The 25,530-nt window shown below is 71.8% G+C and carries 20 protein-coding genes; 9 read left to right on the top strand and 11 right to left on the bottom strand.

What is annotated here, in order from left to right; genetic code table 11:
- Positions 1–54 precede the first annotated feature (54 nt).
- Together B1H19_RS17085 and B1H19_RS17080 are read right to left on the bottom strand one after the other, a co-directional pair.
- Entirely contained in the window at positions 55–1,236 is a 1,182-nt protein-coding gene (locus tag B1H19_RS17085) for a glycosyltransferase (protein WP_083105551.1), read from the bottom strand.
- A complete protein-coding gene (locus B1H19_RS17080; RefSeq protein WP_203237345.1) occupies positions 1,236–4,097 on the bottom strand; it encodes a bifunctional glycosyltransferase/CDP-glycerol:glycerophosphate glycerophosphotransferase in 2,862 nt (953 codons plus the stop codon). Before B1H19_RS17080 ends, B1H19_RS17085 begins: the two co-directional genes overlap by 1 nt.
- Positions 4,098–4,661: 564 nt before the next feature.
- Between B1H19_RS17080 and B1H19_RS17075 the strand changes: the two genes are divergently transcribed.
- On the top strand, positions 4,662–5,480 hold the full coding sequence (locus B1H19_RS17075; protein WP_083105549.1) for a Bax inhibitor-1/YccA family protein: 819 nt from the start codon (positions 4,662–4,664) through the stop codon (positions 5,478–5,480).
- A gap of 87 nt (positions 5,481–5,567) precedes the next feature.
- On the opposite strand, the gene B1H19_RS17070 is transcribed toward B1H19_RS17075, so the two are convergent.
- A complete protein-coding gene (locus tag B1H19_RS17070; RefSeq protein ID WP_083105548.1) occupies positions 5,568–5,795 on the bottom strand; it encodes a DUF4287 domain-containing protein in 228 nt (75 codons plus the stop codon).
- Between the two features lie 98 nt (positions 5,796–5,893).
- Here B1H19_RS17070 and B1H19_RS17065 point away from each other — a divergent pair, with 98 nt between their 5' ends.
- The gene (locus B1H19_RS17065) at positions 5,894–6,238 is read left to right on the top strand and encodes a hypothetical protein (protein WP_083105547.1); all 345 of its coding nucleotides are present in this window, start codon (positions 5,894–5,896) and stop codon (positions 6,236–6,238) included.
- Between the two features lie 30 nt (positions 6,239–6,268).
- Here the strand turns inward: B1H19_RS17065 and B1H19_RS17060 are convergent, their stop codons facing one another.
- The 3 genes from B1H19_RS17060 to B1H19_RS17050 all read right to left on the bottom strand — a co-directional run bounded on the left by B1H19_RS17060 (position 6,269) and on the right by B1H19_RS17050 (position 10,062).
- The gene (locus B1H19_RS17060; RefSeq protein ID WP_083105546.1) at positions 6,269–7,207 is read right to left on the bottom strand and encodes a hypothetical protein; all 939 of its coding nucleotides are present in this window, start codon (positions 7,205–7,207) and stop codon (positions 6,269–6,271) included.
- A 367-nt stretch (positions 7,208–7,574) separates the two neighbouring features.
- Complete coding sequence (locus B1H19_RS17055; protein ID WP_083105545.1) at positions 7,575–8,795, bottom strand: acetyl-CoA C-acetyltransferase; 1,221 nt, start codon at positions 8,793–8,795, stop codon at positions 7,575–7,577.
- 244 nt (positions 8,796–9,039) lie between these two features.
- On the bottom strand, positions 9,040–10,062 hold the full coding sequence (locus B1H19_RS17050) for an SGNH/GDSL hydrolase family protein (RefSeq protein WP_083105544.1): 1,023 nt from the start codon (positions 10,060–10,062) through the stop codon (positions 9,040–9,042).
- A 224-nt stretch (positions 10,063–10,286) separates the two neighbouring features.
- Here B1H19_RS17050 and B1H19_RS17045 point away from each other — a divergent pair, with 224 nt between their 5' ends.
- From B1H19_RS17045 to B1H19_RS17035, 3 genes are all read left to right on the top strand, one after another.
- A complete protein-coding gene (locus tag B1H19_RS17045; RefSeq protein WP_083109703.1) occupies positions 10,287–11,675 on the top strand; it encodes a cystathionine beta-synthase in 1,389 nt (462 codons plus the stop codon).
- 852 nt (positions 11,676–12,527) lie between these two features.
- Positions 12,528–14,012 (top strand): aromatic amino acid ammonia-lyase, encoded by a 1,485-nt coding sequence (locus tag B1H19_RS17040; protein ID WP_083105543.1) that lies wholly within the window; start codon positions 12,528–12,530, stop codon positions 14,010–14,012.
- A 269-nt stretch (positions 14,013–14,281) separates the two neighbouring features.
- Positions 14,282–15,235: a MurR/RpiR family transcriptional regulator gene (locus tag B1H19_RS17035; protein WP_083105542.1), complete on the top strand. Its 954-nt coding sequence runs from the start codon at positions 14,282–14,284 to the stop codon at positions 15,233–15,235.
- A gap of 45 nt (positions 15,236–15,280) precedes the next feature.
- Here B1H19_RS17035 and B1H19_RS17030 read toward each other — a convergent pair whose 3' ends face one another.
- From B1H19_RS17030 to B1H19_RS17010, 5 genes are all read right to left on the bottom strand, one after another.
- Positions 15,281–16,696: a type III PLP-dependent enzyme domain-containing protein gene (locus B1H19_RS17030; RefSeq protein WP_418361516.1), complete on the bottom strand. Its 1,416-nt coding sequence runs from the start codon at positions 16,694–16,696 to the stop codon at positions 15,281–15,283.
- A gap of 280 nt (positions 16,697–16,976) precedes the next feature.
- Positions 16,977–17,912 (bottom strand): ABC transporter permease, encoded by a 936-nt coding sequence (locus tag B1H19_RS17025; RefSeq protein ID WP_083105541.1) that lies wholly within the window; start codon positions 17,910–17,912, stop codon positions 16,977–16,979.
- Entirely contained in the window at positions 17,909–18,946 is a 1,038-nt protein-coding gene (locus B1H19_RS17020) for an ABC transporter ATP-binding protein (protein WP_083105540.1), read from the bottom strand. Before B1H19_RS17020 ends, B1H19_RS17025 begins: the two co-directional genes overlap by 4 nt.
- Positions 18,943–19,293 (bottom strand): transcriptional regulator, encoded by a 351-nt coding sequence (locus B1H19_RS17015; RefSeq protein ID WP_083105539.1) that lies wholly within the window; start codon positions 19,291–19,293, stop codon positions 18,943–18,945. Before B1H19_RS17015 ends, B1H19_RS17020 begins: the two co-directional genes overlap by 4 nt.
- Positions 19,290–19,796 carry a hypothetical protein gene (locus tag B1H19_RS17010; RefSeq protein WP_203237171.1) on the bottom strand — a complete coding sequence of 169 codons (507 nt, stop codon included), beginning with the start codon at positions 19,794–19,796 and terminating at the stop codon, positions 19,290–19,292. The genes B1H19_RS17015 and B1H19_RS17010 overlap by 4 nt, the downstream gene beginning before the upstream one ends.
- Before the next feature lie 269 nt (positions 19,797–20,065).
- On the opposite strand from B1H19_RS17010, the gene hutU reads away from it, so the two are divergent.
- Genes hutU through hutI form a run of 4 tightly spaced genes read left to right on the top strand, consistent with a single transcriptional unit; the run spans position 20,066 to position 25,528 of the window.
- Entirely contained in the window at positions 20,066–21,730 is a 1,665-nt protein-coding gene (hutU, locus tag B1H19_RS17005; RefSeq protein ID WP_083105538.1) for a urocanate hydratase, read from the top strand.
- A 17-nt stretch (positions 21,731–21,747) separates the two neighbouring features.
- The gene (locus B1H19_RS17000; RefSeq protein ID WP_237289840.1) at positions 21,748–22,965 is read left to right on the top strand and encodes an allantoate amidohydrolase; all 1,218 of its coding nucleotides are present in this window, start codon (positions 21,748–21,750) and stop codon (positions 22,963–22,965) included.
- Positions 22,962–24,314, top strand: coding sequence for a formimidoylglutamate deiminase (locus B1H19_RS16995; RefSeq protein WP_083109700.1), 1,353 nt, complete (start codon positions 22,962–22,964; stop codon positions 24,312–24,314). The genes B1H19_RS17000 and B1H19_RS16995 overlap by 4 nt, the downstream gene beginning before the upstream one ends.
- A 17-nt stretch (positions 24,315–24,331) precedes the next feature.
- Positions 24,332–25,528, top strand: coding sequence for an imidazolonepropionase (gene hutI / locus B1H19_RS16990; RefSeq protein WP_083105536.1), 1,197 nt, complete (start codon positions 24,332–24,334; stop codon positions 25,526–25,528).
- The last annotated feature ends 2 nt before the right edge of the window (positions 25,529–25,530 follow it).

The raw sequence follows: 25,530 nt of genomic DNA, 5'->3' as shown, positions 1-25,530 counted from the left end.
CCGGGGCCGCCGGCAACCGCCGACGGCCCCGCATGCCTGCGCCCGCCGCTCCGCTCACCGCTCCACGAGCGCGAACAGACCTTCCCAGCGGGCGACGATCTCCTCGGCGGAGAACCGCTGAATGTTTTCCCGGGCCGCCGTGCCCATCGCGTCCCGAAGCTCCTTGTCGGAGATGAGGGTGTCGAGATGGCGAGCGAATTCGGTGATATTGCCCGGAGGCGCAAGGAGTCCGTCCTCGCCGTCCGTGATGATCTCGTGGACCCCCGGCGCCACGTCGAAGGCGACACAGGGCACGCCCGTCGCCATCGCCTCCATGGGGGCCAGCGGGAAGCCCTCACCCCGCGAACTCAGCGCGAAGACCGCGCTCTCGCGCAGCGCACCCGGCACATCGCCGGTGCGGCCCATCCAGGCGACGGAGTCGGCCACGCCCAGTTCGGCGGCCTGCTTGCGCAGCGCGTCCTCCTCCTCGCCGGAGCCGTAGATCCGCAGCGTCCAGTCCGGATGCCGCGGCGCCACCTGGGCCCACGCCTCCAGCAGCAGGTCGACGCCCTTCTCCTCGTGCAGCCGGCCGATGCTGACCACGCAGCGGGCGGACCGGTCGGAGGGCACGTCGGGGAAGAAGGGGAGCGGGTTGGGCATGAAGCCGACGTTGTCCATGCGCTGGCGGATCCAGAGGTCGGCGTCCTCCCGAGTCAGCGGCAGCATCCGGTCGACGTCCTTGTAGAACCGCTTGACCCGCTCGAAACGCGACGACTTCCGGCAGGTCGCGAACGACTCATGGCTCATCCCGATCACCTTCAGCCCGGCGGTGTCGGCCAGCGTCACCCACTCCATCGCCCACACCTGGGTGACGATCACCACACCGCCCGGCCGCGCCGCCCGGAACAGCGCGGTCATCTTGGCCGCCTGCTCGTGCATCCCGGCCTCCCGGGCGGCGCGGCGGCGCTGTTCGACGACGTTGAGCCGGCCCTTGATGCCGCGTGCGGGCCGGACGGTGGGCGGATGCTGGGCGTAGAGCGTGGTGGTGTGGTACGGGATGTCGTCGGCTAGTTCGTGCACGCGGCCCTCGGGGGGTGGCACGATGCCGATGACGTGCACCCGGTGGCCGCGCTCGCTGAACAGCCGCGCCATCTGGTGCGACCAGCTCGTGATGCCGCCCATCTCGTTGACGCTGTTGGAGACGAAGAAGATGTCTCGCGGTTGGTCCTCGTACCTCTTGTTCACCGAGGTCTCCATCAACGCCTCCACTGCGTGAAAAACTGATCGACGATGCTCTTCGCCGCGTCACCGCGGTCGTATTCGCCGAATTCGGCCACGAACTTCCGGCGGGCCTCCGCATATTCCAGGGCCTGGGTGTCGAACGACTTGAGGGTCTCGTAGAAGTCGTCCTCGCTGCGGACCACCGGCCCCGGTGCGTGCTCCAGCAGGTCGAAGTAGGTGCCGCGGCCCTCGTGGACGTACTCGTCGTAGTCGTACGTGAAGAACACCAGCGGCCGGTCCAGCAGCGCATAGTCGAACATCACCGAGGAATAGTCGGTGATCAGCCCGTCGGCCAGAGCCAGGATCGGCGTCACGTCATGCCGCGCCGAGACATCGATGACCGTGCCCTTCACGGTCGGCGGCAGCACCACATGGTTGAGATAGTGCGAGCGGACCAGGAGGACATAGCGGTCGCCGAATTGCTCCGCGAAACGCTCCACGTCGAAGGGCAGGACGAAACGACCGTGCCGGCCCCCCGCCTTGCGGAACGTCGGCGCGTACAGCAGCACGGTCCGGTCGTCCGGAATCTCCAACTCCGCCGCCAGTTCACCCCGTTCGCGCCGCCCCAGCTCCGCCTCCCGCTGGCGGGCCCGCACCAGGGCGTCATTGCGCGGATATCCCACCCGCAGCAGCGTCTTTTCCGGAAGCCGGAACGCCTTGGCGAGGGTGTGCACATCGTGCTCGGAACGGATCAGAAAGCGGTCGAAGCGGTCCAGCGATTGCTGCTGCTCGGCCTGCTGCTGCCGGGTCTGTGCCTTCAGCGACGGCTGGTCGAAACCCATCTTCTTCAGCGCCGAACCGTGCCACGTCTCCAGGTACGTGGTCTCCGGCCGCTTGCCGAGCTTCAGCGGATAGCTCTGGTTGTCCACCCAGAACTCGGCCTGCGCCAGCGCCTTGAGGTACGGCAGCGACCAGCGCTTGACGAGCGTGGCGTCCGGCGGGAATTCCTTCGGGCTTCCGCTGTATGACCAGAACGCCTCGAAGTCCAGGCCCTGCCGGCGCATTTCCTCGTAGATCGCCCGCGGGCTGTCGCTGTACTGCTTGCCCAGGTGGCTTTCGAAGACCACCGTCCGCTTTCTGACCGGCAGCCGGCTGAACACCTCGTGGTACATGCGGAGTTTGCTGTCGCCGGACATCACCTTGTTGCGCAGCGTCTTCGCCGTGCGATAGCCGGACTTGGCGAGCGTCCCCGGCTTTCCGTGCATTCCGCGGGCGATCAGCTCCTGCACACGCTCCGCCTGACGGCTCTCGCTGACCAGGCGGAACGCCAGATGCCCGCGGGCCGAGACATGCGGTTCGAGATGGTCGGCGACCATCCGCGTCAGCCGCGGGCGCACCGGGAGCGGCCCGCCCGACAGCTCGGTGTCGGCGACCGTGAGCCGGGTCGTGGTGGGCACGCCGTCCACGTCCAGGACCAGCCGGACGTCCCAGATGGTGTCGACGATGCCCAGCGGGCGCAGCTTCGCGCCGAGGTCGACGGCGGTCTCCCAGTGGACGGTGTCGCCGTCGTGGCGCAGCGCCCGCACGGGAAAGGTGAAGGACTGGAGGCTGCGCCGGCGGGCGCTGAATTCCAGCCGGCCGGTGAGCCGGGCGCCCGGGGGGATGACCCCGAGCGGATTGGTGATCCGGCCCGCCAGCCGCAGGGCGCCGCCGGACGCCGCGCCGGACTCCTCGAAGCGGGTGAGCTGATTGCGCAGGAAGAGCTTGTCGACCGTCTTCTCGTGGTAGCCGGCGTCGGTCACATCCAGCACACCGCGGCCGAACTCGTCGTCGAAATGCCCGCCGCACCAGTAGATCCGCCCGTCGTGCTCGGCCAGCGGCGAGGAGAGCTTGTCGCGGTTGGTGAGGGTGTCGACCGCCGGGATCAGATTGTCCCAGTCGCCCTGCTGGAGCAGGTAGGCGCAGATGGCCTGGATCGGCTGCACCCGCTCATACGCCTCGCGGGCGATACCGGACAGATACTCGCGGGACAGTTCGGCGAATTCCTGGCGGTAGGACTCGTCCCGGAACGGCAGATCCCGCAGATGCAGAACGAGATCGTGCTTGAGGAATTTGACGTCCTTGGCGAGCCTTATAGCGTCCATCCCGCGCGCCGCCAGCAGCGCATCGATACGCCGGTGAATTTCCAGCCGGTGCTCGTAGTTGGTCATTTCGTGCCGGCGGTTCGTCACCGATTTCACGGTGCCCCGCTCATGCACGTGCCAGAAGTAGACCTGATTGGGAATCAGGGTGATGCGGCGGGCCGCGAGGTACGCGTCCGCGATGAACATCAGGTCCTCGTAGAACATTCCCTTGGGAAAGCGCAGATCGTTCTCGACGAGGAATTCACGGCGGTAGCACTTGTTGGTGGAGAGGGTGTCCCAGACGAAAAGGTCGGGAAGCTCGCTGACCGACTCCAGCGTGCGCGTGGTGGAGTAGAGCCAGGCGTACCACTCGTCGCGCTTCTGGACGCGGGTGTCCTTGTGCAGCCGGACGCACAGTCCGGAGACGATGTCCGAACCGGTCTCCTCGGCCGCCTCCAGCATATTCCGGCAGGCATTGGACTCCAGTACGTCATCGCTGTCCAGGAACATGACGTACTTACCGGTGGTGTGCTGAATTCCCGCGTTACGCGGTTCGCCCCCCGCGCCGCTGTTCTCGGGTAGCTGGAAGGCCCTTACCCGCTCGGGGTGCGTGGCCGCGAGACGTTGTGCCACTTCGAAAGAACGGTCGGTGCTGCAATCGTCGACGATCACCACCTCGACGTCCCGGAGCGTTTGATCCAGTACGGACTGGACAGCGGTCGGCAACCGGTCGGCGTCGTTGTAGACAATGACGACTACTGAGACGTCAGCCACAGGCACCTCAACCTCTTTCACTACTGATTCCCGCCAGAATAGACCTGTCTGCACCCTTGTTCGCAGCCCATCCGCAATCGAACCGATACGGACAGTGATCGCCTCGGCGCGCGACGCGTCCACCTGCCAGGGCAGGTTCCGGCTGTCAGGGAAGACGGCCGCCACTGCGCACGGGTTGCTTCTCCAGGCGTAACGCTCGTCTCATTGAGGCGTCACATCGCTTCGCTCACCGGGCCGTTCACACGCTTTCATTGTGCGGTTCTTGTCCCGTTCATATGTCTCATTTACCTGACCGGTTCATTCGCTCGCATATTCAACGGATTCCACGGAATACGCGGCCCGTTGGGGGGCGCCGGGAGCGTACACCCCGAACCGCTCCCCGTATCGCGGCACCTTCGCGCCCTCCCGTGCGTCCTCCTTGGGGAGGACACCGCACACCGACCGGCAGAGGAGGCGTCACCCCCGCGCGCGGGGAAAGATCCTGCGCAGGGACTAGCGACGTGCTTTTGCCAAGCCATTACGCTTGCCGTCAAGGCCGCGCAGGGCGGCCATGGAGGAGTGAGGATGAGGAGCAGCAACCCGGTCTTCTCGCGACGGGGCTTCAGCCGCGACACCGGCTACGCGGGCTTCAACGCCCCGCCGCAGGCCGGGGGCGCCGCCAACCCGTACGCCGGGACCAACCCGTACGCCACCCAGGCGCCACCCCAGTACACCCCGCAGACCCGCCCGATGACGATGGACGACGTCGTCACGCGCACCGCCATGACGCTCGGCACGGTCATCGCCGGCGCCACCGTCGGCTGGATCTTCCTGACCGGGGCGCTCGGCTTCGCGGTCTTCGCCGGTCTGGTCGCGATGGGGCTGGGCTTCGCCCAGACCTTCATGCGCCGGCCGGTCCCCGCGCTGATCCTGGCGTACGCGGCCTTCGAGGGCATCTTCCTCGGCGCGCTCAGCGGCGCCATCAACGACCTGCCCAAGATGGGCGGCGCCCCCATGCAGGCGGTGCTGGGCACGATGGCGGTCTTCGTCGCCATGCTGGTCGCCTACAAGACGCGGCTGGTGCGGGTCACCGCCCGCTTCACCCGCTTCGTGATCATCGCGGCGCTCGGCTTCGTGCTGCTGTCGCTGGTCAACATGCTCTTCATGGTGTTCGGCGGGGGTGACGGCCTCGGCTTCCGCAGCGGCGGCCTGGGCATCCTCTTCGGCGTGGTGGGCGTCGTCCTCGGCGCGCTGTTCCTCGCCCTGGACTTCAAGCAGGTCGAGGACGGCATCGCCTACGGCGCACCCCGCGAGGAGTCCTGGCTGGCCGCCTTCGGCCTGACCATGACCCTGGTGTGGATCTACCTGGAGATGCTGCGGCTGGTCCAGATCCTGCGCGACTGACGCCGTCCGGCGCAGATCCCGTACGAAGGGCCCGCAGGCGAGATGCCTGCGGGCCCTTCGTCACGGGGAACCTTGTGGGTGCGGGAATCACAGTTTGCGCGCGGCGCGCCTGAGGTCGTATTCGTGGACGATCGCTTTGGCGTGCCCGTAGGCGAGGTTGTGTTCGCCGCGGAGCCAGCTGACTTTTTCGTCGAAGCGGAAGAGGGACGGACCCTCGTCAACGGTGCGGATCCATTCGGAGATCTCGCGGCCGGTGCAGTGCGGGATACGGGAGAGCAGATTCCGGTGGGTCTCTTCGGAGAAGAGCTGAGACATCGGCGCCTCCGGACGCGGTCGATGCTGGTTCTTCAGCACACCGTGCCTGAGCGTTCGAGTGTTGGCAACCACCCGGGAGTGGCGCTTAGGCTCACCGCGTGCTTGACGTGATGCCTTTGCAGACTGCCGTGGACGCCTTCGCCGACCGCCTCAGGTCGCTGCCCCAGAGCACCCTGGCCCGCGGCGCCGCGGCCGAAGGGCTCGCTCTGGCGCGCGAGTTGGCCCTGCGTGCACAGCGGATCGAGACCCCCGGGCGGGCGCCGCGCAGCATGCCCGACGCCGGAACGTTCGCGGCCGGCGACCAACTGGCGGTGGCCGGCCACGACCTCGCCGAAGCCCTGCGCACCGCCGCCGCCACCGCGGCCCCTGACGCGAAACCCGCCCCCGCCGAAGAGCTGGCGGAGGCCGTGCGCCTGGTCACGCAGGCGGCGGGGCGCTGGTAGGGCGGGCGCCGGAAGGGCGGTCCGGGCCGGTCAGAGCGAGGCGATGACGCGGTCCGCCAGGATGTACACGCTCTCCTGCCGGCCCTCGCCCCAGCAGAAGGTCAGGGCGTAGCCGCCGGAGATGCCCGAGCCGCCCAGGAGCACCGGGGTGTGCTCGGCGCGCAGGGCGGCGGCGAGCCGGTCGGCGGTGTCGCGGTCGCCGGGGGTCAGGCACAGCGTGGTCCCGTCGGCGAAGACATAGACGTCCAGGGTGCCCAGGGGACCGGGGCGGACGTCCGCGAGCGGGACGCCGTGTTGGGCCAGCTGCTCCAGGCGCGCGACGGTGCGCTCGTGATCGCTGATCACCGGGGAGGGCGAGAAGTCCGGGTGCGAGGGGTGGCGGCGGCGGGCGGCGGCCAGTTCGGCCGGCTCGGCGGCCTCCTCGACGTGTTCCAGCTCGGGAGCGTCCAGCGCCTCGACGGACTCCAGCGCGTCGTACGGGTCCAGGGCGTCGGCGTCCAGCAGCGGCTCCAGCCCGGCCAGGTCCGCCTGGCGCGGCAGGAACGGCCGCAGCTCGACGCGGTCCTCCCGGCCGGCGCCGGACCGGTCGGCGGGGGCGTCGGCCGCACCCTCCGCACCGAGGTCGGCGCTGCCGATCAGCGGCGGCGCATCGGCCGCATCCCGAGCCTCCTGGGCCGCCCAGAACGCACGCGCCTCGGCCAGCTCGCGCTCCCGTTCCTCGGCCAGCGCATCGGCGACCGCGGCGCGTATATCCGCGAGCGGCGTGGCGTCGGCCGGGGCGGTGCGGGCGGCCGGGACGGCCGCGAGGCCCGTCGTACCGGCCGCCGCGGCGTCCGTACGGGCCGCCACGAGCTCGGCGTGCAGCGCGGTGACCTGGCGGCGCAGGCCCCGGGCGGTGTGCAGGGCGGCGGCGCCCAGCACCACGGCCACGGCCGCGGCCGACACGAGGACGAAGCTCAAGACACTCATGCCGAAACCTCGCTTCCGGAAACCTCGCTGCGGTGGCTCATGCGTACTCCCAATAGCAGATGTCCCCCGACTTCCTACATCAGGGTGCAGGGCGACGGCGACCGTTCCCAGTGCACTATGTCCGAATTGCTGGTGGCTTGGGGTTTCGGCCGTCCGGGCACCCAGCGGTGACCTGCAAGAACGCCGTCACGTCGGGGCGTTGGTCACAATCGTGGACGTACTTGGGTCGCGATCTTGTCACCGGTGACGCAGGCCACTCGCCGTCGCCATAGGTGCCCGTACGACAGCGAAGGGTGCGCGCGGAGCGGGAGTTGACCGCCGCTTTCCGTGCGCACCCTTCCGATCGCCCGCTACCGGGCCGACCGGCTCAGCTCAGCCGCTCGATGACCATCGCCATGCCCTGGCCGCCGCCCACGCACATCGTCTCCAGGCCGAACTGCTTGTCGTGCCACTGGAGGGAGTTGATCAGGGTGGTGGTGATCCGGGCGCCGGTCATGCCGAAGGGGTGGCCCACGGCGATGGCGCCGCCGTTGACGTTCAGCCGGTCCAGGTCGATGCCCAGGTCGCGGTACGAGGGGATCACCTGGGCGGCGAACGCCTCGTTGATCTCGACGAGGTCGATGTCGGAGATCGACAGGCCGGCGCGGCGCAGCGCCTGCTTGCTGGCCTCCACCGGGCCGTAGCCCATGATCTCGGGGGACAGGCCGGAGACACCGGTGGAGACGATGCGGGCCAGCGGCGTCAGGCCCAGCTCGCGCGCCTTGGTGTCGGACATGATCACCAGCGCCGCGGCGCCGTCGTTCAGCGGGCAGCAGTTGCCGGCGGTCACCAGGCCGTCGGGGCGGAAGACCGGCTTGAGGCCGGAGACGCCCTCGACGGTGACGCCGGCGCGCGGGCCGTCGTCCTTGGAGACGACCGTGCCGTCGGGCAGCTCGACCGGGGTGATCTCGCGCTCCCAGAAGCCGTCCTTGATCGCCTTCTCGGCGAGGTTCTGGGACCGTACGCCGAACTCGTCCATGTCCTGGCGGGTGACGCCCTTGAGGCGGGCGAGGTTCTCCGCGGTCTGGCCCATGGCGATGTAGGCGTCCGGGAGCAGGCCGTCCTCGCGCGGGTCGTGCCAGTCGGCGCCCTCCTGCTCGGCGCGCGCCGCGGTGCGGGCCTCGGCGTCGGCGAAGAGCGGGTTGTGGGTGTCCGGCAGGCCGTCGGAGCTGCCCTTGACGGACCGCGAGACGGTCTCGACGCCCGCCGAGATGAAGACGTCGCCCTCGCCGGCCTTGATGGCGTGCAGCGCCATGCGGGAGGTCTGGAGCGAGGAGGAGCAGTAACGGGTGATGGTGCAGCCGGGGAGGTGGTCCATCCCCATCTGGACGGCCACGATGCGGCCGAGGTTGTGGCCCTGCTCGCCACCGGGCAGGCCGCAGCCGAGCATCAGGTCGTCGATGTCGGTGGGGTCCAGCTCGGGGACCTTGGCCAGGGCGGCCTCGATGATCTTCGCGGTCAGGTCGTCGGGGCGCAGATCCTTGAGCGAGCCCTTGAAGGCGCGGCCGATCGGGGAGCGGGCGGCTGAGACGATCACGGCTTCGGGCATCACACGGCTCCAGGGACGCAGGATTTTGGTGGACTGTCAGGGAAGTTACCTGCACGTAGTGCCAAGGTCACGGGGTGCGTGCTGTGATGCGGGCCTCTTTTCTAAGCGGGCGCTTATGGGGGTGTTCGGGGAACGGGGAGGGGGCGCCGGGTATTCCCGGCCCGGCCCGCCCTCGGCCCCGGCGGGCGCCCGCCCTCGGCCCCGGCCCGGCCCGCCCTCGGGGTGTCCCGCCCGCATCCGCCGGTCACCACCCGATCTGCGGCAGCTCCGACGGTTCCGCATCCGGCAGCTGCCGGCGCCTGCGGTGCTTGAGCAGTGCCCACGGCGCCCGCCGCCCGCTGACCTCCGTACCGCCCTCGGCCGCCGCCTCGGCCGCCGCCTGCTCGACCGGCAGAATGCCCTCGCCGCGGCCGGGCTCGGGCCGCTCCTCCTCGGGCCACAGCCCCAGCGCCGCGCACAGCGTCGGCAGCACCGCCATCGCGGCGGTGGCATACCCCTCGGCCGACGGGTGGTAGTTGTCCGGCCCGAACAGCTCGCGCGGATGCGCCTCGAACTCCGGCCCCAGCAGATCGCCGAGCGAGACCGTCCGCCCGCCGTTCTCGACCACCCCGATCGTCTGGGCCGCGGCCAGCTGCCGCGACAGCCGCCGGGCCACCCAGCGCAGCGGCTGGTAGACGGGCTCGATGGTGCCCAGATCGGGGCAGGTGCCCACCACCACCTCACTGCCCGCCTCGCGCAGCCGGCGTACCGCCTCGGACAGCTGCCGTACGGATGCGGCGAGCGGCATGCGGTGGGTGACATCGTTGGCGCCGATCATGATGACGCAGACATCCGGGGGCCGGGCATCGGCGCTGCCCTCCCCCAGGATCAGCTCCACCTGGCGCTCCAGATCGTTCGACTGGGCGCCGGGCAGGGCCACATTGCGGAACTCGACGGGGAGTTCGGACAGCGCGGCCAGCCCTGAGGCCAGCAGCGCACCCGGGGTCTGGCGGGCGCGGTGCACGCCCTGACCGGCAGCGGTGGAGTCGCCCAGGAAGGCGAGCCGCAGCGGCGGCCGCCCGTCGTCGTGGTGGAACGGGGCGCCGTAGCGGCCGTCGGCGCACGGCGGGGTGTCGCTGGAGCCGCCGACCGTACGCCGGGCCAGCCGGACCTCGGTCAGCAGCACCCCGACCGCGGCGACGCCGAGCAGGCCGATCCCGCCCCCGCCCACCGCCGCAGCGGTCGCGATCCGGCGCGCCACGCGCGCCCTGGACATCGTCATCGGCATAGCCGGGCACCTCCCCGTGCAGTGCGTGCGCGCCGCGGCCCCGGGGACCGGACGCGCTGGTATCGAAAACAACAAACTCGTACGAGAAGTTGTTGCCCGTTCCAGCGGAGAACGCAACGCACCTGCCCGCTAACGGACAGCGATCGACGCCGCCCCGGCCGGGCCCGGCGCATAGGCTGGCGGCACGGGCGCAGGAGAGCGTGCCCCCGACCGCGGAGACCACCGTGCAGTTTTACGATTCGATGATTGAGCTCGTCGGCAACACCCCGCTGGTACGGCTCAACAACGTGACCAAAGGCATCCAGGCCACTGTCCTGGTGAAGGTCGAGTACTTCAACCCCGGCGGTTCGGTCAAGGACCGCATCGCGGTGCGGATGATCGAGGCCGCAGAGGAGTCGGGCGAGTTGCAGCCCGGCGGCACCATCGTGGAGCCGACGTCCGGCAACACCGGTGTGGGCCTGGCGATCGTGGCCCAGCAAAAGGGCTACAAGTGCATCTTCGTCTGCCCCGACAAGGTGTCGACGGACAAGATCAACGTGCTGCGGGCCTATGGCGCGGAGGTCGTGGTCTGCCCGACCGCGGTGGATCCCGAGCACCCGGACTCGTACTACAACGTCTCGGACCGGCTGGTGCGCGAGACGCCGGGTGCCTGGAAGCCGGACCAGTACAGCAACCCCAACAACCCGCGCTCCCACTACGAGACCACCGGTCCCGAGCTGTGGGCGCAGACCGACGGGCGGATCACCCACTTCGTGGCGGGCGTCGGCACCGGCGGCACGATCAGCGGCACCGGCCGCTATCTGAAGGACGCCAGCGAGGGCCGCGTCGAGGTCATCGGCGCCGACCCGGAGGGCTCCGTCTACAGCGGCGGCTCCGGGCGCCCGTATCTGATCGAGGGCGTCGGCGAGGACTTCTGGCCCACCGCCTACGACCGTACGGTCGCGGACGAGATCGTCGCGGTCTCTGACAAGGACGCCTTCCAAATGACCCGGCGCCTGGCCAAGGAGGAGGGCCTGCTGGTCGGCGGCTCCTGCGGTATGGCCGTGGTGGCCGGCCTGGAGGTCGCCTCGCGCCTGGGCCCGGACGATGTCGTGGTCATCCTCCTCCCGGACAGCGGGCGCGGCTATCTCTCCAAGATCTTCAACGACGAGTGGATGGCCGACTACGGCTTCCTGGAGGAGAGCGGCACCGCGGCCCGGGTCGGCGAGGTGCTGGAGCACAAGGAGGGCGCGCTGCCCTCGCTGGTGCACATGCACCCCGAGGAGACCGTCGGCGAGGCGATCGAGGTGCTGCGTGAGTACGGCGTCTCCCAGATGCCGATCGTCAAGCCCGGCGCCGGCCACCCGGACGTGATGGCCGCCGAGGTCATCGGCTCGGTGGTGGAGCGCGAGCTGCTCGACGCGCTGTTCGCCCAGCGGGCCTCGCTCTCCGACCCGTTGGAGAAGCACATGTGCCCGCCGCTGCCGCAGGTCGGCTCCGGCGAGTCGGTCTCCGACCTGATGGCCGTCCTGGAGAACGCGGACGCGGCGATCGTCCTGGTCGAGGGCAAGCCGAAGGGCGTCGTGAGCCGGCAGGACCTGCTGGCCTATCTGGCGCGCGGCGTGGCCAAGTAGCACCGGGCCGTGCTGCCGTACGGGCGGTGATCCCGCCGTCGCCGTACGGGTGTTAAGTGACCGTCAAGGAACGGGCCGGAAGCGCAAGGTGTACGTATGCGTCACGCGCTCGCAGCACGGACTTAACACGCGTCAGGCACATTGATGACCGAGGCGATAAGGACCTCCGGAGCGGCTCCCGGACCTCCACGATCGCCAGGACGCGACGCCCGGCCCTGACCCGGACCGCGTCCCTTGCGGGGACCGCCGTCGTCCCGACCCCGGCTCGGCCGGGGTGCGGCGGTCCCCGCAACATCTCTGGTTTCTCCCCACGTTGTCGGCCGTCCCGCCGTAGGGGTTGTTCGCCGTTTCGCCTGCGGCGGGCCCGTCCGCTGCGCTTTGCCCGTCCGCTGCGCTTTGCCTGAGCCGACGTTTTGGCTTTCCCGCCGTTGCGCCTGCGGCGGGCGGGGTTGTGTGTCGGCCGCGGTGCCGCCCCTGCGGACTTCGTCCTCCGGTGCGGCCCCTCCCGACGGTGGGGGGAAAGGCCGGTGGTCCACCCCCACCGTCTTTCTCCACCCCCTACGGGGAGGTGCCGGGCCGTAGCGGCGGAGCCGTGTAGGTCCGGTGCCGCTGCCGGACAGCTCCGCGCAGCGGCAACCGCCCGCCGCAGGCGCAACGGCGGCAAGGCCAAAACCGTCGGCTCAGGCAAAGCGCAGCGGACCGGCGGGACGGCCGACAACGTGGGGCCCAGGCAAAGCGCAGCGGACCTGCATAAGGCCATGCACACTCGTAGGTGATTGAATAGTCGTAGGGGTGGACGGCCGCCGCGCCGCCCGCCCGCCGGCTCACCGTACGGAGCGAGGTGGAGCGCAGGTGCTGGACAACGGCCGAGCAGCCACCCGGCCCGTCACCCTCGACGGCGCCGGCCTGCGCACCGCCGATATCGCCGCCCTCGCGGACCGCACCGCCCACCCCGAGCCCCCCGACCCCAAGGCCCTCGCGCGGGCCGCGGAATCCTGGGAGACCGCCCGCCGCCTCGCCGCCACCGGCCGGGTCTACGGGCGCAGCACGGGCGTCGGCGCCAACCGGACCGAGGACGTCGGGCCCGACGACGCCGCCCACGGGCTGCGCCTGCTGCGCAGCCACGCCGGGGCGATCGGCGACCCGCTGCCCGCCCGCGAGGTCCGCGCCATGCTCGCCGTACGCGCCAACCAGCTGCTGGCGGGCGGCGCGGGACTGAACCCCGCCGTCATCACCGCCCTGGTCGACGCGCTGGAGTCCGGCGCCCACCCCGTCGTCAACGAACACGGCGCGGTCGGCACCGGAGACCTCGCCGCCCTCGCCCAGACGGGCCTCGCGCTGGCCGGCGAACACCCCTGGCACGGCCCGCCGGACGCCCGGCCGCCGGCCGCCATCCCCCTCGACCACCACGACGCCCTCGCCCTGATCAGCAGCAACGCCCTCACCCTCGGCCAGTCCGCCCTCGCCCTCGACGCGCTCCGCCGCCTGCTCACCGCATCGTTGGCGGTGGCCGCGCTCTCCGTCCTCGCGGTCGACGGCTCCGACGAACCCTTCGCCGACCCCGTGATGCGCGCCTGCCCACATCCCGGCTCCTCGGCCGCCGCCGCCCGGATCCGCACCCTCTGCGGCATTCCGGCCGGCCCCGCCGCGCCCCGGGGCCGCATCCAGGACCCGTACGGCTTCCGCTGCATCCCCCAGATCCACGGCCCGGCGCTGGACGCCGCCGACGGCCTGGACGAGGTCCTCACGGTCGAGGTCAACGCCGCCGCCGAGAACCCCCTGATCAGCATCGAGGACCGGGCCGCCTACCACCACGGCAACTTCTACGCCGCCCATGTGGCCCTCGCGCTCGACGCCTTCCGCCTCGCCGTCCTCCAGACCGCCCGGCTCTCCACCGCCCGCCTGGCCGCCCTCTCCGAGCCTGACCTCACCCGGCTACGGCCCTTCCTGGGCGACGCGGCGCCGGCCAGCTCCGGCGTCATGATCCTCGAGTACGCGGCCGGCGCGGCCCTCGGCGAACTGCGCGCCGTCAGCCACCCGGCCTCCCTCGGCCACGCCGTCCTCTCCCGGGGCGTCGAGGAATCGGCGAGCTTCGCCTCCCTCGGCGCCCGCCAGACGCTGCGTGCGGCCGCCTACTACCGCCAGGTGCTGGCCTGCGAACTGGTCGCCGCCGTACGGGCCTTGCGCCTGCGCCGCCGCGAACCGGAGCCCGGCCTGCCGCTCGCCGCCGCCTACGCCCTCGCCGCCGAGGCACTGGACCCGCGGATGGCGGACCGCCCGCTGACCGACGACGTGGCGGTGGCGGCGGGGCTGCTGGACGAGCTGGCGCGGGTGTGAGGGGTGGGGGTGATGGGGCTGGTGGAGCCAGTGGGGTGGGGTCGAGGTTACCTACCGTCGGGCGGTCGGTACCGTCGGTTGGCACTGCGGGACGGTAGGACGGCGCGGGGCGGTACGGCGGCGCGGGACGGCGTTACGGGTCGCGGCATCGGCCCGGTTGGCGGTACGGGTCGAGGCATCCGCCCCGGGGCCGGGCCGCGGCACCGAGGCACACGGCACAGGCACACGCACAAGCACAAGGCCCCTTCCGGGCCGGGAAGCAGAGGGCAATGAGCGGGGACCGGGACAACGGCGGCGGCGCGGCCCAGGGCGCGCGTGCGGGCACCGGCACCGGTACCGCCGCGGGCAGTGGCACGGGCTCGGGCCCGGAGCCGGGTAACGGCGCGGCCGACACCGGCACCGCCGCCCGCCTCCAGAAGCTCTTCGAGGGGCACCGGCTGACGCCCACCCAGCGCCGGATCGCGCACTGCATGGTGCGCCAGGCCGCCGACGCGCCCTTCCTCTCCAGCGTGGAACTGGCCGAACTGGCCGGTGTCAGCCAGCCCTCCGTCACCCGCTTCGCCGTCGCCCTCGGCTTCGACGGCTATCCGGCGCTCCGCCGCCACCTCCGCGAGGTCGCGCCCACCGGCACACCCGGGGGCAGCGACGCGTACAACGAGTACCAGCAGGCCGTCCAGGCCGAGATCGACAACCTGCGCCATCTGGCCGCCGCCCTCGCCGACCCGTTCCCGGTGATCGAGGCCGGCCGTGTCCTGGCCGCCTCCCGGCCGCTGCCCGTCCTCGGTCTGCGTGCCGCCTCCGCCCAGGCCGCCGGTTTCACCTACTTCGCCCGCAAGGTCCACCCCGACGTCCGCCTCCTGGACGAGGGCGGCACCATGCTCACCGACCGCATCGCCGCCGCCGTCCGCGCGGGTGCCACCGCCCTGCTCTGCTTCGCCCTGCCCCGCCACCCCCGCGAGGTCGTCGACGCCCTCACCACCGCCCGCGACGCCGGCCTGACCCTCGTCACCGTCGCGGACAGCGCCTTCGCCCCCGTGGCCCACCCCACCGACCTCCTCCTCCCCGCCCCCGTCGGCACCGGCCTCGCCTTCGACACCGCCTGCGCCCCGATGCTGCTGGGCCGCGTCCTCCTGGAGGCCATGTGCGACGCCCTCCCGGACGCCCAGGCCCGCCTGGAGGAGTTCGACACGAACGCGGCGGCCAGGGGGCTGTTCGTGGAGTGAGGAGTGAGGAGTGGGGGGAGGGGCCGGGGGGGCTTACGACGGTGGCTAGGTCAGGCCGCGGAGCGCGTCCGGGGTGTCCCCGCCGCTTTCCGCGGTGAGGTCGGCCAGGGTCTGCGGGGCGCGTACGGTCGCGAAGCGGACGGTGCCGTCGGGGGCGGCCGTGTAGCCGTGAATGCCGGGCCGGGGGAGCGAGTTGTACGCGAAGTGGGTGGAGAAATAGTAGGCGCCGGTGTCCAGGAGGGCGACGTGGTCGCCGGACCCGAGGAGCGGGAGCGGGCGGTTCTCGGCGACCAGATCGCCCGCGAAGCAACATGGACCCGCGACGTCCTGGGCGACGGGCGCGCCGGTCTTGGGCAGACCGTGCACGTCGTACGCGGCGACCCGGACCGGCCAGGAGTCGGGCGCGAAGACCGTACGGGTGGCGACCTGGGCGCCGGCGTGGGTGACCGCGATGGGCCGCCCGCCCGCCGACTTCGCGTACTCGACACGGGCGACGATCGTGCCGTGCTTGGCCAGCAGCGACCGCCCGAACTCGGTGACCAGTCCGTAGCGTCCCGACATCAGCCCCGGCACGGTCGAACGGAGCAGCGCGGCGTAGTCGCGGAAGGTCGGGGTCACGGCGTCCGAGGCGAAGTTGACCGGCAGGCCGCCGCCGATGTCGAGGGTGTCGATCTGCCGCCGTCCGGCCTGCTCGTTGATCTCCTCGGCCAGGTGGTACAGGTCCGCCACCCCCGCGGCCATCAGCTTCAGTGACATGCCCTGGGAACCGACATGGGCGTGCAGCCGGGTCAGCCACGGGCGGTCGAGGCAGGCCCGTACGACCCAGGCGCGTGCGCCCTCGTCGCGGAGCCCCACACCGAATTTGGAGGTGCCGGTGGCGGTGCTCATCGCGCCGATGCTGCCGCCGCCGATCTGCGGATTGATCCGCAGTCCGATCGGCGCGGTGGACGGTGCGGAGGCCATCAGGCCGTCGATACGGGACAGTTCCTCGGGGTTGTCGGCGTTGACCGCGATGCCGAGCGCCAGGGCCTCGCGCAGTTCGGCGCGGGTTTTGGCGGGCGAATCCAGCACCGTACGACGGGCCGGCACCCGTGCGGCCCGGGCCAGCGCCAGCTCCCCGGGGCTGGCCACCTCGCATCCGAGCCCCTCCCGCGCCAGCAGCCGCAGTACGGGGACCAGCGAGGCGGCCTTCACCGCGAAGGCGTGCAGAACCGGTGTCCCCGGCGCCGTGAACTCCTCGAAGGCGGATCGCAGTTCGGCCGCCGACCGCCGGATCCCGTCGACATCCAGCAACCCGGCGACCGGCTCACCCGGCCCGACCAGCCCCCGCGCAACGGCCGCTTGGACGGCGAGGTCGCGGGGGTGGGCGTGGGAGGCGGGACCGGGACGGGTGGGGGGAGGCGTGCGGGGCGCGGCGCCATGCGTCCGGCCGGGTGCCCCGCCGGGCATCCGGTCAGCCATCCGGCCGGGCATCCCGCCGGGCAGCGGGCCGGCGGGCAGGCCGGGCGCCCCGCCGAGTCGGTGGCCCGGCAGAGGGCCGGTGAGGGGAACCGTGGTGGGCTCCTCCATGGAACCAGTCATGAGGCAACTTCATCACTGGCCGGGGCGTCGCGCCAACGGATGGCGCCACCCCCATGGATACGGCACGACGCCTCCGCCATTACTCCACCGACCCTCCCCAGCTACCGCTGGGTGGAAGTCCCCCCAGCGGTAGCTGGGGAGGGTGCCCCCAGCCAGGGCGTTACGCCGCCGCCCCGCTCAGCCCCGCCTTGCGGTGCCGCTCGGTCAGCCGCGAGCCGGACTCGCGGCGCGCGGCGCGGCGCAGCAGGGGTATCGCGAGGAGGAAGCCGAAGACGGCCCAGGCGCTCAGCACCATGGCGATGGTCGGCAGCTCCCAGGAACCGGCCGGTTCCGCGGCCCGCACGGCGTCCGGCAGCAGGGCCGCCCGCACGCCCTGCGCCATCCACTTGAGCGGGAAGACGGCGGCTATCTTCTGGACCACCACCGGCAGTGAGCTGAACGGGAACAGCGCTCCCGAGGTGAACAGCAGCCCCATCGCGGGCACCATGATGAACGCCAGCGCCTCGCGCGGATTGGGCAGGACGGTGCCTATGGCCGCGCCCAGCGGCATCACGGCCAGCAGCCCCAGCGCGGTCACCCACAGCAGCGTCAGCCAGCCCTCGGCGCTCTGCGGCAGCGGCCCGTTCACCACCAGGGCACCGGCCCCCAGCAGCGCAATGAGCAGGCCGTACGCCATGGCGATCATCACCAGCGCCTTGGCCACCAGATACGCCGGTATGCCCCCGGGTGTGGCCCGCAGGCGCAGCAGGGCGCCCTCCTCCCGCTCGGTCACCAGGGCCTGCGGGAGGTTGACCAGCCCGACCTGGAAGACCAGATACGCGGCGAAGCCCGCCAGCGACAGCTGGCCCATCGGGATGTGGGTGCCGGGCACCGGCTTGGTGAGGTTGCCCGCCAGCACCAGCGCGACGGCCACATTCACCAGGAAGCCGCTCATCTCCTTGGGGTTGCGCATCAGATGGCGCACTTCGATGGCGCCCCGCTGGAACCCGGCGCGCCAGTGGCGCGGCCCGGCCGCCCGGGGCCTGGCCCCGGCCTGTGCGGCGGTCTCGGTGGTGGCCTGCGCGGCCGTCTGTGCGGCGGTCCGGTTCGTGGTCATGCGGCGTGCTTCTTCCCCCTGGTGAGCACAGACCCGTTGCCGTCGCCGGCCCTGGTTCCGTCCTCGTTGCTGATATCGCTCGCGGCGTCCGCCGCCGCGTCCCCGCTGTGCACCATGTGCAGATAGGTGTCCTCCAGCGTCGGCCGGCGGACCTCCAGGTCGGCTATCGGTCCGTCGGCCGCCCGGTGGAGGTCCCAGACCAGCCGGGAGGGGTCCTCGGTGCGCTCGCGGCGGGGCGTGCCGTCGGCGGCCGTCCAGCGGACCTCGGCCTGGGCGGCGGCCCGCCGGGACAGTTCCACCGGCGTGCCGTAGGCCCGGATCCGGCCGCTGACCAGCACGGCTATCCGGTCGGCCAGCCGCTCGGCCTCCACCAGATCGTGGGTGGTGAGCAGAACGGTGACGCCCTCCTCGCGGGCCAGTCGTTCGACCATGAGGTGGAAGTCGTGCCGCGCCTCGGGGTCGAAGCCGGTGGTGGGCTCGTCCAGGAACAGCAGCTCGGGGCGGCCGATGACGGCCAGCGCCACGTCCAGGCGGCGGCGCTGGCCGCCGGACAGCTGCCCGACCTGCCGGTCGGCCCGGTCGCGCAGGCCCACCAGGTCCAGCGTCGCGTCCGGGTCGCGCGGACCGGGGTAGTAGGTGGCGAAGTGGGTCAGCAACTCCCCGACCCGCCAGCGCCGGTGGTCGCGCCAGGACTGGAGGACCAGGCCGATCCGGGCGCGCCAGGCATCGCCGCCGCGGGCCGGATCCGTCCCCAGGACCTGCACGTCACCGGCGGAGCGCTGCCGGAAACCTTCGAGGATCTCGACGGTGGTGGTCTTCCCGGCGCCGTTGGGACCGAGCAGGGCGAAGATCTCGCCGCGGTGGATGTCCAGATCGATGCCGTGCAGCACTCCGACATCGCCGTAGGCCATCCGCATATCGCGTACCTGGATGACCGGCGGGCCGGCGGCGGTGGGTGTGGCCGCCTCGGTGGTGGGAGCGTCCGGGCTCGTCGGCCGCAGGGGCTCCAGGGGCGGGTGCGCATTACTCGTCATCGGTGTGCCTCTGCATGTTCCTGGTGTCGTTGCTGCGCCGCCGCCGCGGCCGGTCCCGCGCCCTCGACGATCGCCTGGAGTGCCGCCACATGGCCTTCGAAGGCGCCGCGGCCGCGCTCGGTCAGCCGTACCTTGGTGCGGCGTTTGCGGCCGCCGCCCTCCTTGCGGATCTCCAGATAGCCGGCCTCCTCCAAGGTGTGCAGCTGCTTGGAGAGCGCGGAGTCGCTGAGCGAGAGGCTGTCCCGGATGAAGGCGAAGTCGGCCCATTCCGTGGCGGCGAGCAGCGCGACCACCGACAGCCTGGTGGAGGGATGGATCAGTTCGTCGAAACCGGTGGGGGTACTCATCGGATCGCCCTTTCGGAGGGGGCTCTTGTGCCTCGGTCGCGCAGCGTGGCGACCGCCCAGCGGTTCGCCGGGCCGACGAACAGCAGGAACGCCAACGCCGAGACGGTGGCGGTGATCAGGCTGCCGAACGGCAGTGCCAGCGACTCGACCAGACGGCCGGACAGCACGATCGTCCCGCCGGAGACCGCCGCTCCCGCGGCCATGCTGGCGGCCGACCGCCAGCTGTAACGCGATCGGTGCAGCCGCACCCGGCTGCGGCGGCTGTAGTGGACGGCGAGCGAGCCCAGCACGCCGACATAGGCGGCGAGCAGCAGCCACACGCCCCATTTCGGCAGGTCGAGCCCCATGCCGGCCAGGAAGAGCCACATGATTCCCGCCATGGCGTAGGTCGCCTTGGGGTCGCCGCCCGCGTTTCTCTCGACCTCGTCGTAGACCCGCTCCTGCGGAACCCGGATGCGTTGCAGATCCTGCCAGGCCTGCTCGGCATTCACCGTCGTGTTCATGGTCATCGCCTCCCCAAGGCGGTTCCGGGCGCGGCGCGGCAGAAGGCGGCCGGGCTCCGGAGCGTCCTGATCCCCGTTTACTTGCCTGGTAGGAAAGTTACCGCAGACTTTCCCGGCGGGCAAGTAAAAACTCGCGGCGCCGGACGGCGCCGTATGGCCGGTTCTGGCGGCTCGCGGCGGATGTCGCTCCGTGGGCTGTTGACTAACACTATTCAGTAGCTCCAATATGTGAATAGCTCAATCCATTCGACGTCAGGGAGGCACGGCCCATGTCGGGACCGCGACCCGTGCGGGCAGCGCGCGGTACGGAGCTCAGCGCTCGGGGATGGCAGCAGGAAGCCGCACTGCGCATGCTGCAGAACAACCTCGATCCGGAGGTGGCCGAACACCCGGACAAGCTCGTCGTCTACGGCGGCACCGGCAAGGCCGCCCGCGACTGGCGCTCCTTCGACGCGATGGTGCGCACCCTCACCACCCTCAAGCAGGACGAGACGATGCTCGTCCAGTCCGGCAAGCCCGTCGGCGTCATGCAGACCCACGAATGGGCGCCGCGGGTGCTGATCGCCAACTCCAACCTCGTCGGCGACTGGGCCAACTGGGAGGAGTTCCGCCGCCTGGAGGCCCTCGGCCTGACGATGTACGGGCAGATGACCGCCGGTTCGTGGATCTACATCGGCACCCAGGGCATCCTTCAGGGCACGTACGAGACCTTCGCCGCCGTCGCGGCCAAGAAGTTCGGCGGCACGCTCGCCGGGACGATCACCCTCACCGCCGGCCTCGGCGGCATGGGCGGCGCCCAGCCGCTCGCCGTCACCATGAACGACGGCGTCGCGATCTGTATCGACTGCGACCCCCGCGCCATCGAGCGGCGTATCGAGCACCGCTACCTGGACGTACGGGCCGACAGCCTCCAGCATGCCCTCCAGCTCGCCGTCGAGGCCCGCGACCAGCGCAAACCGCTGTCCATCGGCCTGCTCGGCAACGCCGCGGAGCTGCTGCCGCAGATGCTCGCCGACGGCGCGCCGATCGACATCGTCACCGACCAGACCAGCGCCCACGACCCGCTGTCGTACCTGCCGATCGGCATCGACTTCGCCGATATGGCCGCCTACGCCACCGAGAAGCCGGCCGACTTCACCCAGCGGGCGCGCGAGTCGATGGCACGGCACGTCGAGGCCATGGTCGGTTTCATGGACGCCGGCGCCGAGGTCTTCGACTACGGCAACTCGATCCGCGGCGAGGCCCAACTCGCCGGATACCAGCGGGCGTTCGCCTTCCCCGGCTTCGTGCCCGCCTACATCCGGCCGCTGTTCGCCGAGGGCAAGGGGCCGTTCCGCTGGGCCGCGCTGTCCGGCGACGCCCGCGATATCGCCGCCACCGACAAGGCGATCCTGGACCTCTTCCCGGAGAACGAGTCGCTGGCCCGCTGGATCAAGCTGGCCGGCGAACGGGTCCACTTCCAGGGCTTGCCCGCCCGGATCTGCTGGCTCGGCTACGGCGAACGCGACAAGGCCGGCGAGCGGTTCAACGAGATGGTCGCCGACGGCACGCTCCAGGCCCCGCTGGCCATCGGCCGCGACCACCTCGACTGCGGCTCGGTCGCCTCGCCGTACCGCGAGACCGAGGCCATGAAGGACGGCTCGGACGCGATCGCCGACTGGCCGCTGCTCAACGCCATGGTCAACGTCGCCTCCGGCGCCTCCTGGGTCTCGCTGCACCACGGCGGCGGCGTCGGCATGGGCCGCTCGATCCACGCCGGACAGGTCACGGTCGCCGACGGCACCCCGCTGGCCGGGGAGAAGATCCGCCGGGTGCTGACCAACGACCCCGGCATGGGCGTCATCCGCCACGTCGACGCGGGCTACGAGCGCGCCGACGAGGTGGCCGCCGAGCGCGGCGTCCGTATCCCGATGCGCGAGGGCGAGGGCGCGTGACCGCCTCGTTCCACGAGATGTGGGAGGAGTTGCGTCCGGTCGGGCGCGACTCCTCCTCCGGGGGCTACCGCCGCTACGCCTGGACCGGCGCCGACGCCGACTGCCGCGCCTGGTTCCAGGCCCAGGCGCATGCCCGCGGACTCCACTACGAACTCGACCGCAACGGCAACCAGTGGGCCTGGCTCGGGGCCACCTCATACCAGGACGTGGCCCCCGGCGACGCCGTCGTCACCGGCTCCCACCTGGACTCCGTACCGGACGGCGGGGCCTTCGACGGCCCCCTGGGGGTCGTCTCCTCCTTCGCCGCGCTGGACGAACTCCGCGGGAGGGGAGCGGAATTCGCCAAACCGCTGGCGATCGTCAACTTCGGCGACGAGGAGGGCGCGCGCTTCGGCCTGGCCTGCGTCGGCTCCCGGCTCGCCGCCGGAGCGCTGACCACCGAGGCCGCGCACCGCCTGCGCGACGGCGACGGCATCACCCTCCCGCAGGCCATGGAGCGCGCCGGATACGACCCGGAGGCCCTCGGCCCCGACCCCGAACGGCTCGCCAGGATCGGCGCCTTCGTCGAACTCCACGTCGAGCAGGGGCGGGCCCTGGACCTGACCGGTGATCCGGTCGGCATCGCCTCCGCCATCTGGCCGCACGGGCGCTGGCGCTTCGACTTCCGCGGTGAGGCCAACCACGCCGGCACCACCCGCCTGGAAGACCGCCGCGACCCGATGCTCACCTACGCCGCGACCGTCCTCGCCGCCCGCGAGCAGGCCCGCCTCGCCGGCGCCCTGGCCACCTTCGGGAAGATCAGCGTGCAGCCGAACGGCGTCAATGCGATCCCCTCGCTGGTCAGCGGCTGGCTGGACTCCCGCGCCGCCGACCAGGACACCCTGGACACCGTCATCGACGGCATCGAGCGGGCGGCCGCCGAGCGCGCCGCACGCGACGGGATCGACCTGACCGTCGTCCGCGAATCCTTCACCCCCGTCGTGGAGTTCCAGCACGCCCTGCGCGACGAGCTGGCGGCGATCCTCGGCAAGGCGGCGGACCGTCCGGTGCCCGTCCTGGGCACCGGCGCGGGACACGATGCGGGTATTTTGTCCGGAACCATCCCCACCGCCATGCTGTTCGTCCGCAACCCCACCGGCGTCTCGCACTCACCCGCCGAAACGGCCGCCGAGGACGACTGCATCGCCGGGGTCACCGCACTCGCCGACGTACTGGAGGGACTGGCGTGCCGATGACAGCGCCCACGGCGCCGGTCACATACTGGCTCGAACACGCCTGGCTGGGCACCCATGTGGAGCCCGGCGTCGCCGTGGAGGTGGCGGACGGGCGGATCTCGGCCGTCCGCACGGGGGCCGCCACCCCGCCGCCCGGCGCCGTCGCGCTCCGCGGTCTGACGATCCCCGGGCTCGCCAACGCCCATTCGCACGCCTTCCACCGCGCCCTGCGCGGCACCGTCCAGGTCGGCTCCGGCACCTTCTGGACCTGGCGCGAGGTGATGTACAGCGTCGCCGACCGGCTCACCCCGGACAGCTACTACGCCCTCGCCCGCGCCGTCTACGCCGAGATGGCCCTCGCCGGTATCACCTGCGTCGGCGAATTCCACTACCTCCACCACGCACCCGGCGGCACCCGCTACCAGGACCCCAACGCGATGGGCGAGGCCCTGATCGCGGCCGCCGCCGACGCCGGGATCCGCATCACCCTCCTCGACACCGCCTATCTCTCCGCCGGCTTCGGCACCCCGCCCAACCACCACCAGCTGCGCTTCTCCGACGGCACCGCCGACGCCTGGGCGCAGCGCGCCGACGCCCTCAAGGACGGTCGCGGGCACGCCCGGATCGGCGCCGCCATCCACTCCGTACGCGCCGTGCCGGCCGATCAGCTGGGCACCGTCGCCGACTGGGCCCGGCAGCGGCAGGCCCCGCTGCACCTCCATCTGTCCGAGCAGACCGCCGAGAACGACGCCTGCCAGGACGCACACGGCCGCACCCCCACCCGGCTGCTCTCCGACCACGGCGTGCTGGGCCCGCGCACCACCGCCGTCCACGCCACCCACCTGACCCCCGAGGACATCGGCCTGCTCGGCGGCACTCGCACCGGTGTGTGCATGTGCCCCACGACCGAGCGCGACCTCGCCGACGGCATCGGCCCGGCCGTCCAACTCCAGAAAGCGGGCAGCCCGTTGTCCCTGGGCAGCGACAGCCACGCCGTCATCGACCTGCTCGAAGAGGCCCGCGCCATGGAACTCGACGAGCGGCTGCGCACCCGCACCCGCGGGCACTGGACGGCCACCGCCCTGCTGCGCGCCGCGACCGCCGACGGTCACGCCGCGCTGGGCTGGGACGACGCCGGCGCGATCGAGACCGGCGCGCTCGCCGACCTCACGACCATCGCGCTGGATTCCGTCCGCACCGCAGGACCGCCGCCCCGCCTGGGCGCCGAGACGGCCGTATTCGCCGCCTCCGCGGCGGATGTGCGGCACACGATCGTGGGCGGCCGACAGATCGTCCGGGACGGTGCGCACACTCTCGTCCCCGATGTGCCCACCGCACTTGCAGAGTCCATCGCCGCCGTAGGCGGCTGAAGGAGAACACCCCCGCGATGACGACCGACACGACCCCCACGGCCTCCGCCCCGACCACCGCCATCACCCACATCGGCCAACTCGTCACCAACGACCCCTCCCTCGGTGAAGGCCCCCTCGGTCTGATCCAGGACGCGGCGGTCGTCATCGACGGTGACCGCATCGCCTGGGTCGGTGAGTCCAGCAAAGCACCCGCCACTGACAACGCCGTCGACGCGGGCGGCCGGGCCGGCATCCCCGGCTTCGTCGACTCCCACTCCCACCTCGTGTTCGCCGGCGACCGCACCGCCGAGTTCAACGCCCGTATGTCCGGGCGCCCTTACTCCGCAGGCGGCATCCGCACCACCGTCGCGGCCACCCGCGCCGCGACCGACGAGGCCCTGCACACCAACGTCGCCCGCTATCTCGCCGAGGGCCTGCGCCAGGGCACCACCACCCAGGAGACCAAGTCCGGCTACGGCCTGACCGTCGAGGACGAGGCCCGCGCGCTGCGCATCGCCGCCGCCCACACCGACGAGGTCACCTTCCTCGGCGCGCACATCGTCTCGCCCGACTACGCCGACGACCCGGCCGGCTACGTCGACCTCGTCACCGGCCCGATGCTGGACGCCTGCGCCCCGCACGCCCGCTGGATCGACGTCTTCTGCGAGAAGGGCGCCTTCGACGGCGACCAGGCCCGCGCCGTCCTCACCGCCGGACAGGCCAAGGGCCTGATCCCCCGGGTGCACGCCAACCAGCTCGGCCCCGGCCCCGGCGTCCAGCTCGCCGTCGAACTCGGCGCCGCCTCCGCCGACCACTGCACCCACCTCAGCCACGCCGACATCGACGCCCTCGCACAGTCCGAGACCGTCGCCACGCTGCTGCCGGGCGCCGAGTTCTCCACCCGCGCCAAGTGGCCCGATGCCCGCCCGCTGCTCGACGCCGGGGCCACCGTCGCCCTGTCCACCGACTGCAACCCCGGCTCGTCCTTCACCAGCTCCATGCCGTTCTGCATCGCGCTGGCCGTCCGCGACATGGGGATGACGCCCGACGAGGCCGTCTGGTCCGCCACCGCGGGCGGCGCCCGCGCCCTGCGCCGCACCGACGTCGGCCGGATCGCCCCCGGCGCCCGCGCCGACCTCGCCCTGCTCGACGCGCCCTCGCACGTCCACCTCGCCTACCGGCCCGGCGTACCGCTCGTATCGGCCGTGTGGCACAGGGGAGTTCTCGTCTGAGG

The organism is Streptomyces gilvosporeus (assembly GCF_002082195.1).
Taxonomy (GTDB): Bacteria; Actinomycetota; Actinomycetes; order Streptomycetales; family Streptomycetaceae; genus Streptomyces; species Streptomyces gilvosporeus.
Note: the sequence above shows the minus strand (reverse complement) of the source record. Positions and strands in the feature narration are given on the sequence as shown.

What these genes read in the sequence shown, in the direction of transcription:
- B1H19_RS17035 (WP_083105542.1), top strand. Translation starts at nt 14,282, where the DNA reads ATGAGCGGGGACCGGGACAACGGCGGCGGCGCGGCCCAGGGCGCGCGT.
- B1H19_RS17050 (WP_083105544.1), bottom strand. Translation starts at nt 10,062, where the DNA reads ATGCCGATGACGATGTCCAGGGCGCGCGTGGCGCGCCGGATCGCGACC.
- B1H19_RS17070 (WP_083105548.1), bottom strand. Translation starts at nt 5,795, where the DNA reads ATGTCTCAGCTCTTCTCCGAAGAGACCCACCGGAATCTGCTCTCCCGT.
- B1H19_RS17025 (WP_083105541.1), bottom strand. Translation starts at nt 17,912, where the DNA reads ATGACCACGAACCGGACCGCCGCACAGACGGCCGCGCAGGCCACCACC.
- B1H19_RS17000 (WP_237289840.1), top strand. Translation starts at nt 21,748, where the DNA reads ATGTGGGAGGAGTTGCGTCCGGTCGGGCGCGACTCCTCCTCCGGGGGC.
- hutI (WP_083105536.1), top strand. Translation starts at nt 24,332, where the DNA reads ATGACGACCGACACGACCCCCACGGCCTCCGCCCCGACCACCGCCATC.
- B1H19_RS17015 (WP_083105539.1), bottom strand. Translation starts at nt 19,293, where the DNA reads ATGAGTACCCCCACCGGTTTCGACGAACTGATCCATCCCTCCACCAGG.
- B1H19_RS17030 (WP_418361516.1), bottom strand. Translation starts at nt 16,696, where the DNA reads ATGGCTGACCGGATGCCCGGCGGGGCACCCGGCCGGACGCATGGCGCC.
- B1H19_RS17010 (WP_203237171.1), bottom strand. Translation starts at nt 19,796, where the DNA reads ATGAACACGACGGTGAATGCCGAGCAGGCCTGGCAGGATCTGCAACGC.
- B1H19_RS17060 (WP_083105546.1), bottom strand. Translation starts at nt 7,207, where the DNA reads ATGAGTGTCTTGAGCTTCGTCCTCGTGTCGGCCGCGGCCGTGGCCGTG.
- hutU (WP_083105538.1), top strand. Translation starts at nt 20,066, where the DNA reads ATGTCGGGACCGCGACCCGTGCGGGCAGCGCGCGGTACGGAGCTCAGC.
- B1H19_RS16995 (WP_083109700.1), top strand. Translation starts at nt 22,962, where the DNA reads ATGACAGCGCCCACGGCGCCGGTCACATACTGGCTCGAACACGCCTGG.
- B1H19_RS17075 (WP_083105549.1), top strand. Translation starts at nt 4,662, where the DNA reads ATGAGGAGCAGCAACCCGGTCTTCTCGCGACGGGGCTTCAGCCGCGAC.
- B1H19_RS17055 (WP_083105545.1), bottom strand. Translation starts at nt 8,795, where the DNA reads ATGCCCGAAGCCGTGATCGTCTCAGCCGCCCGCTCCCCGATCGGCCGC.
- B1H19_RS17085 (WP_083105551.1), bottom strand. Translation starts at nt 1,236, where the DNA reads ATGGAGACCTCGGTGAACAAGAGGTACGAGGACCAACCGCGAGACATC.
- B1H19_RS17020 (WP_083105540.1), bottom strand. Translation starts at nt 18,946, where the DNA reads ATGACGAGTAATGCGCACCCGCCCCTGGAGCCCCTGCGGCCGACGAGC.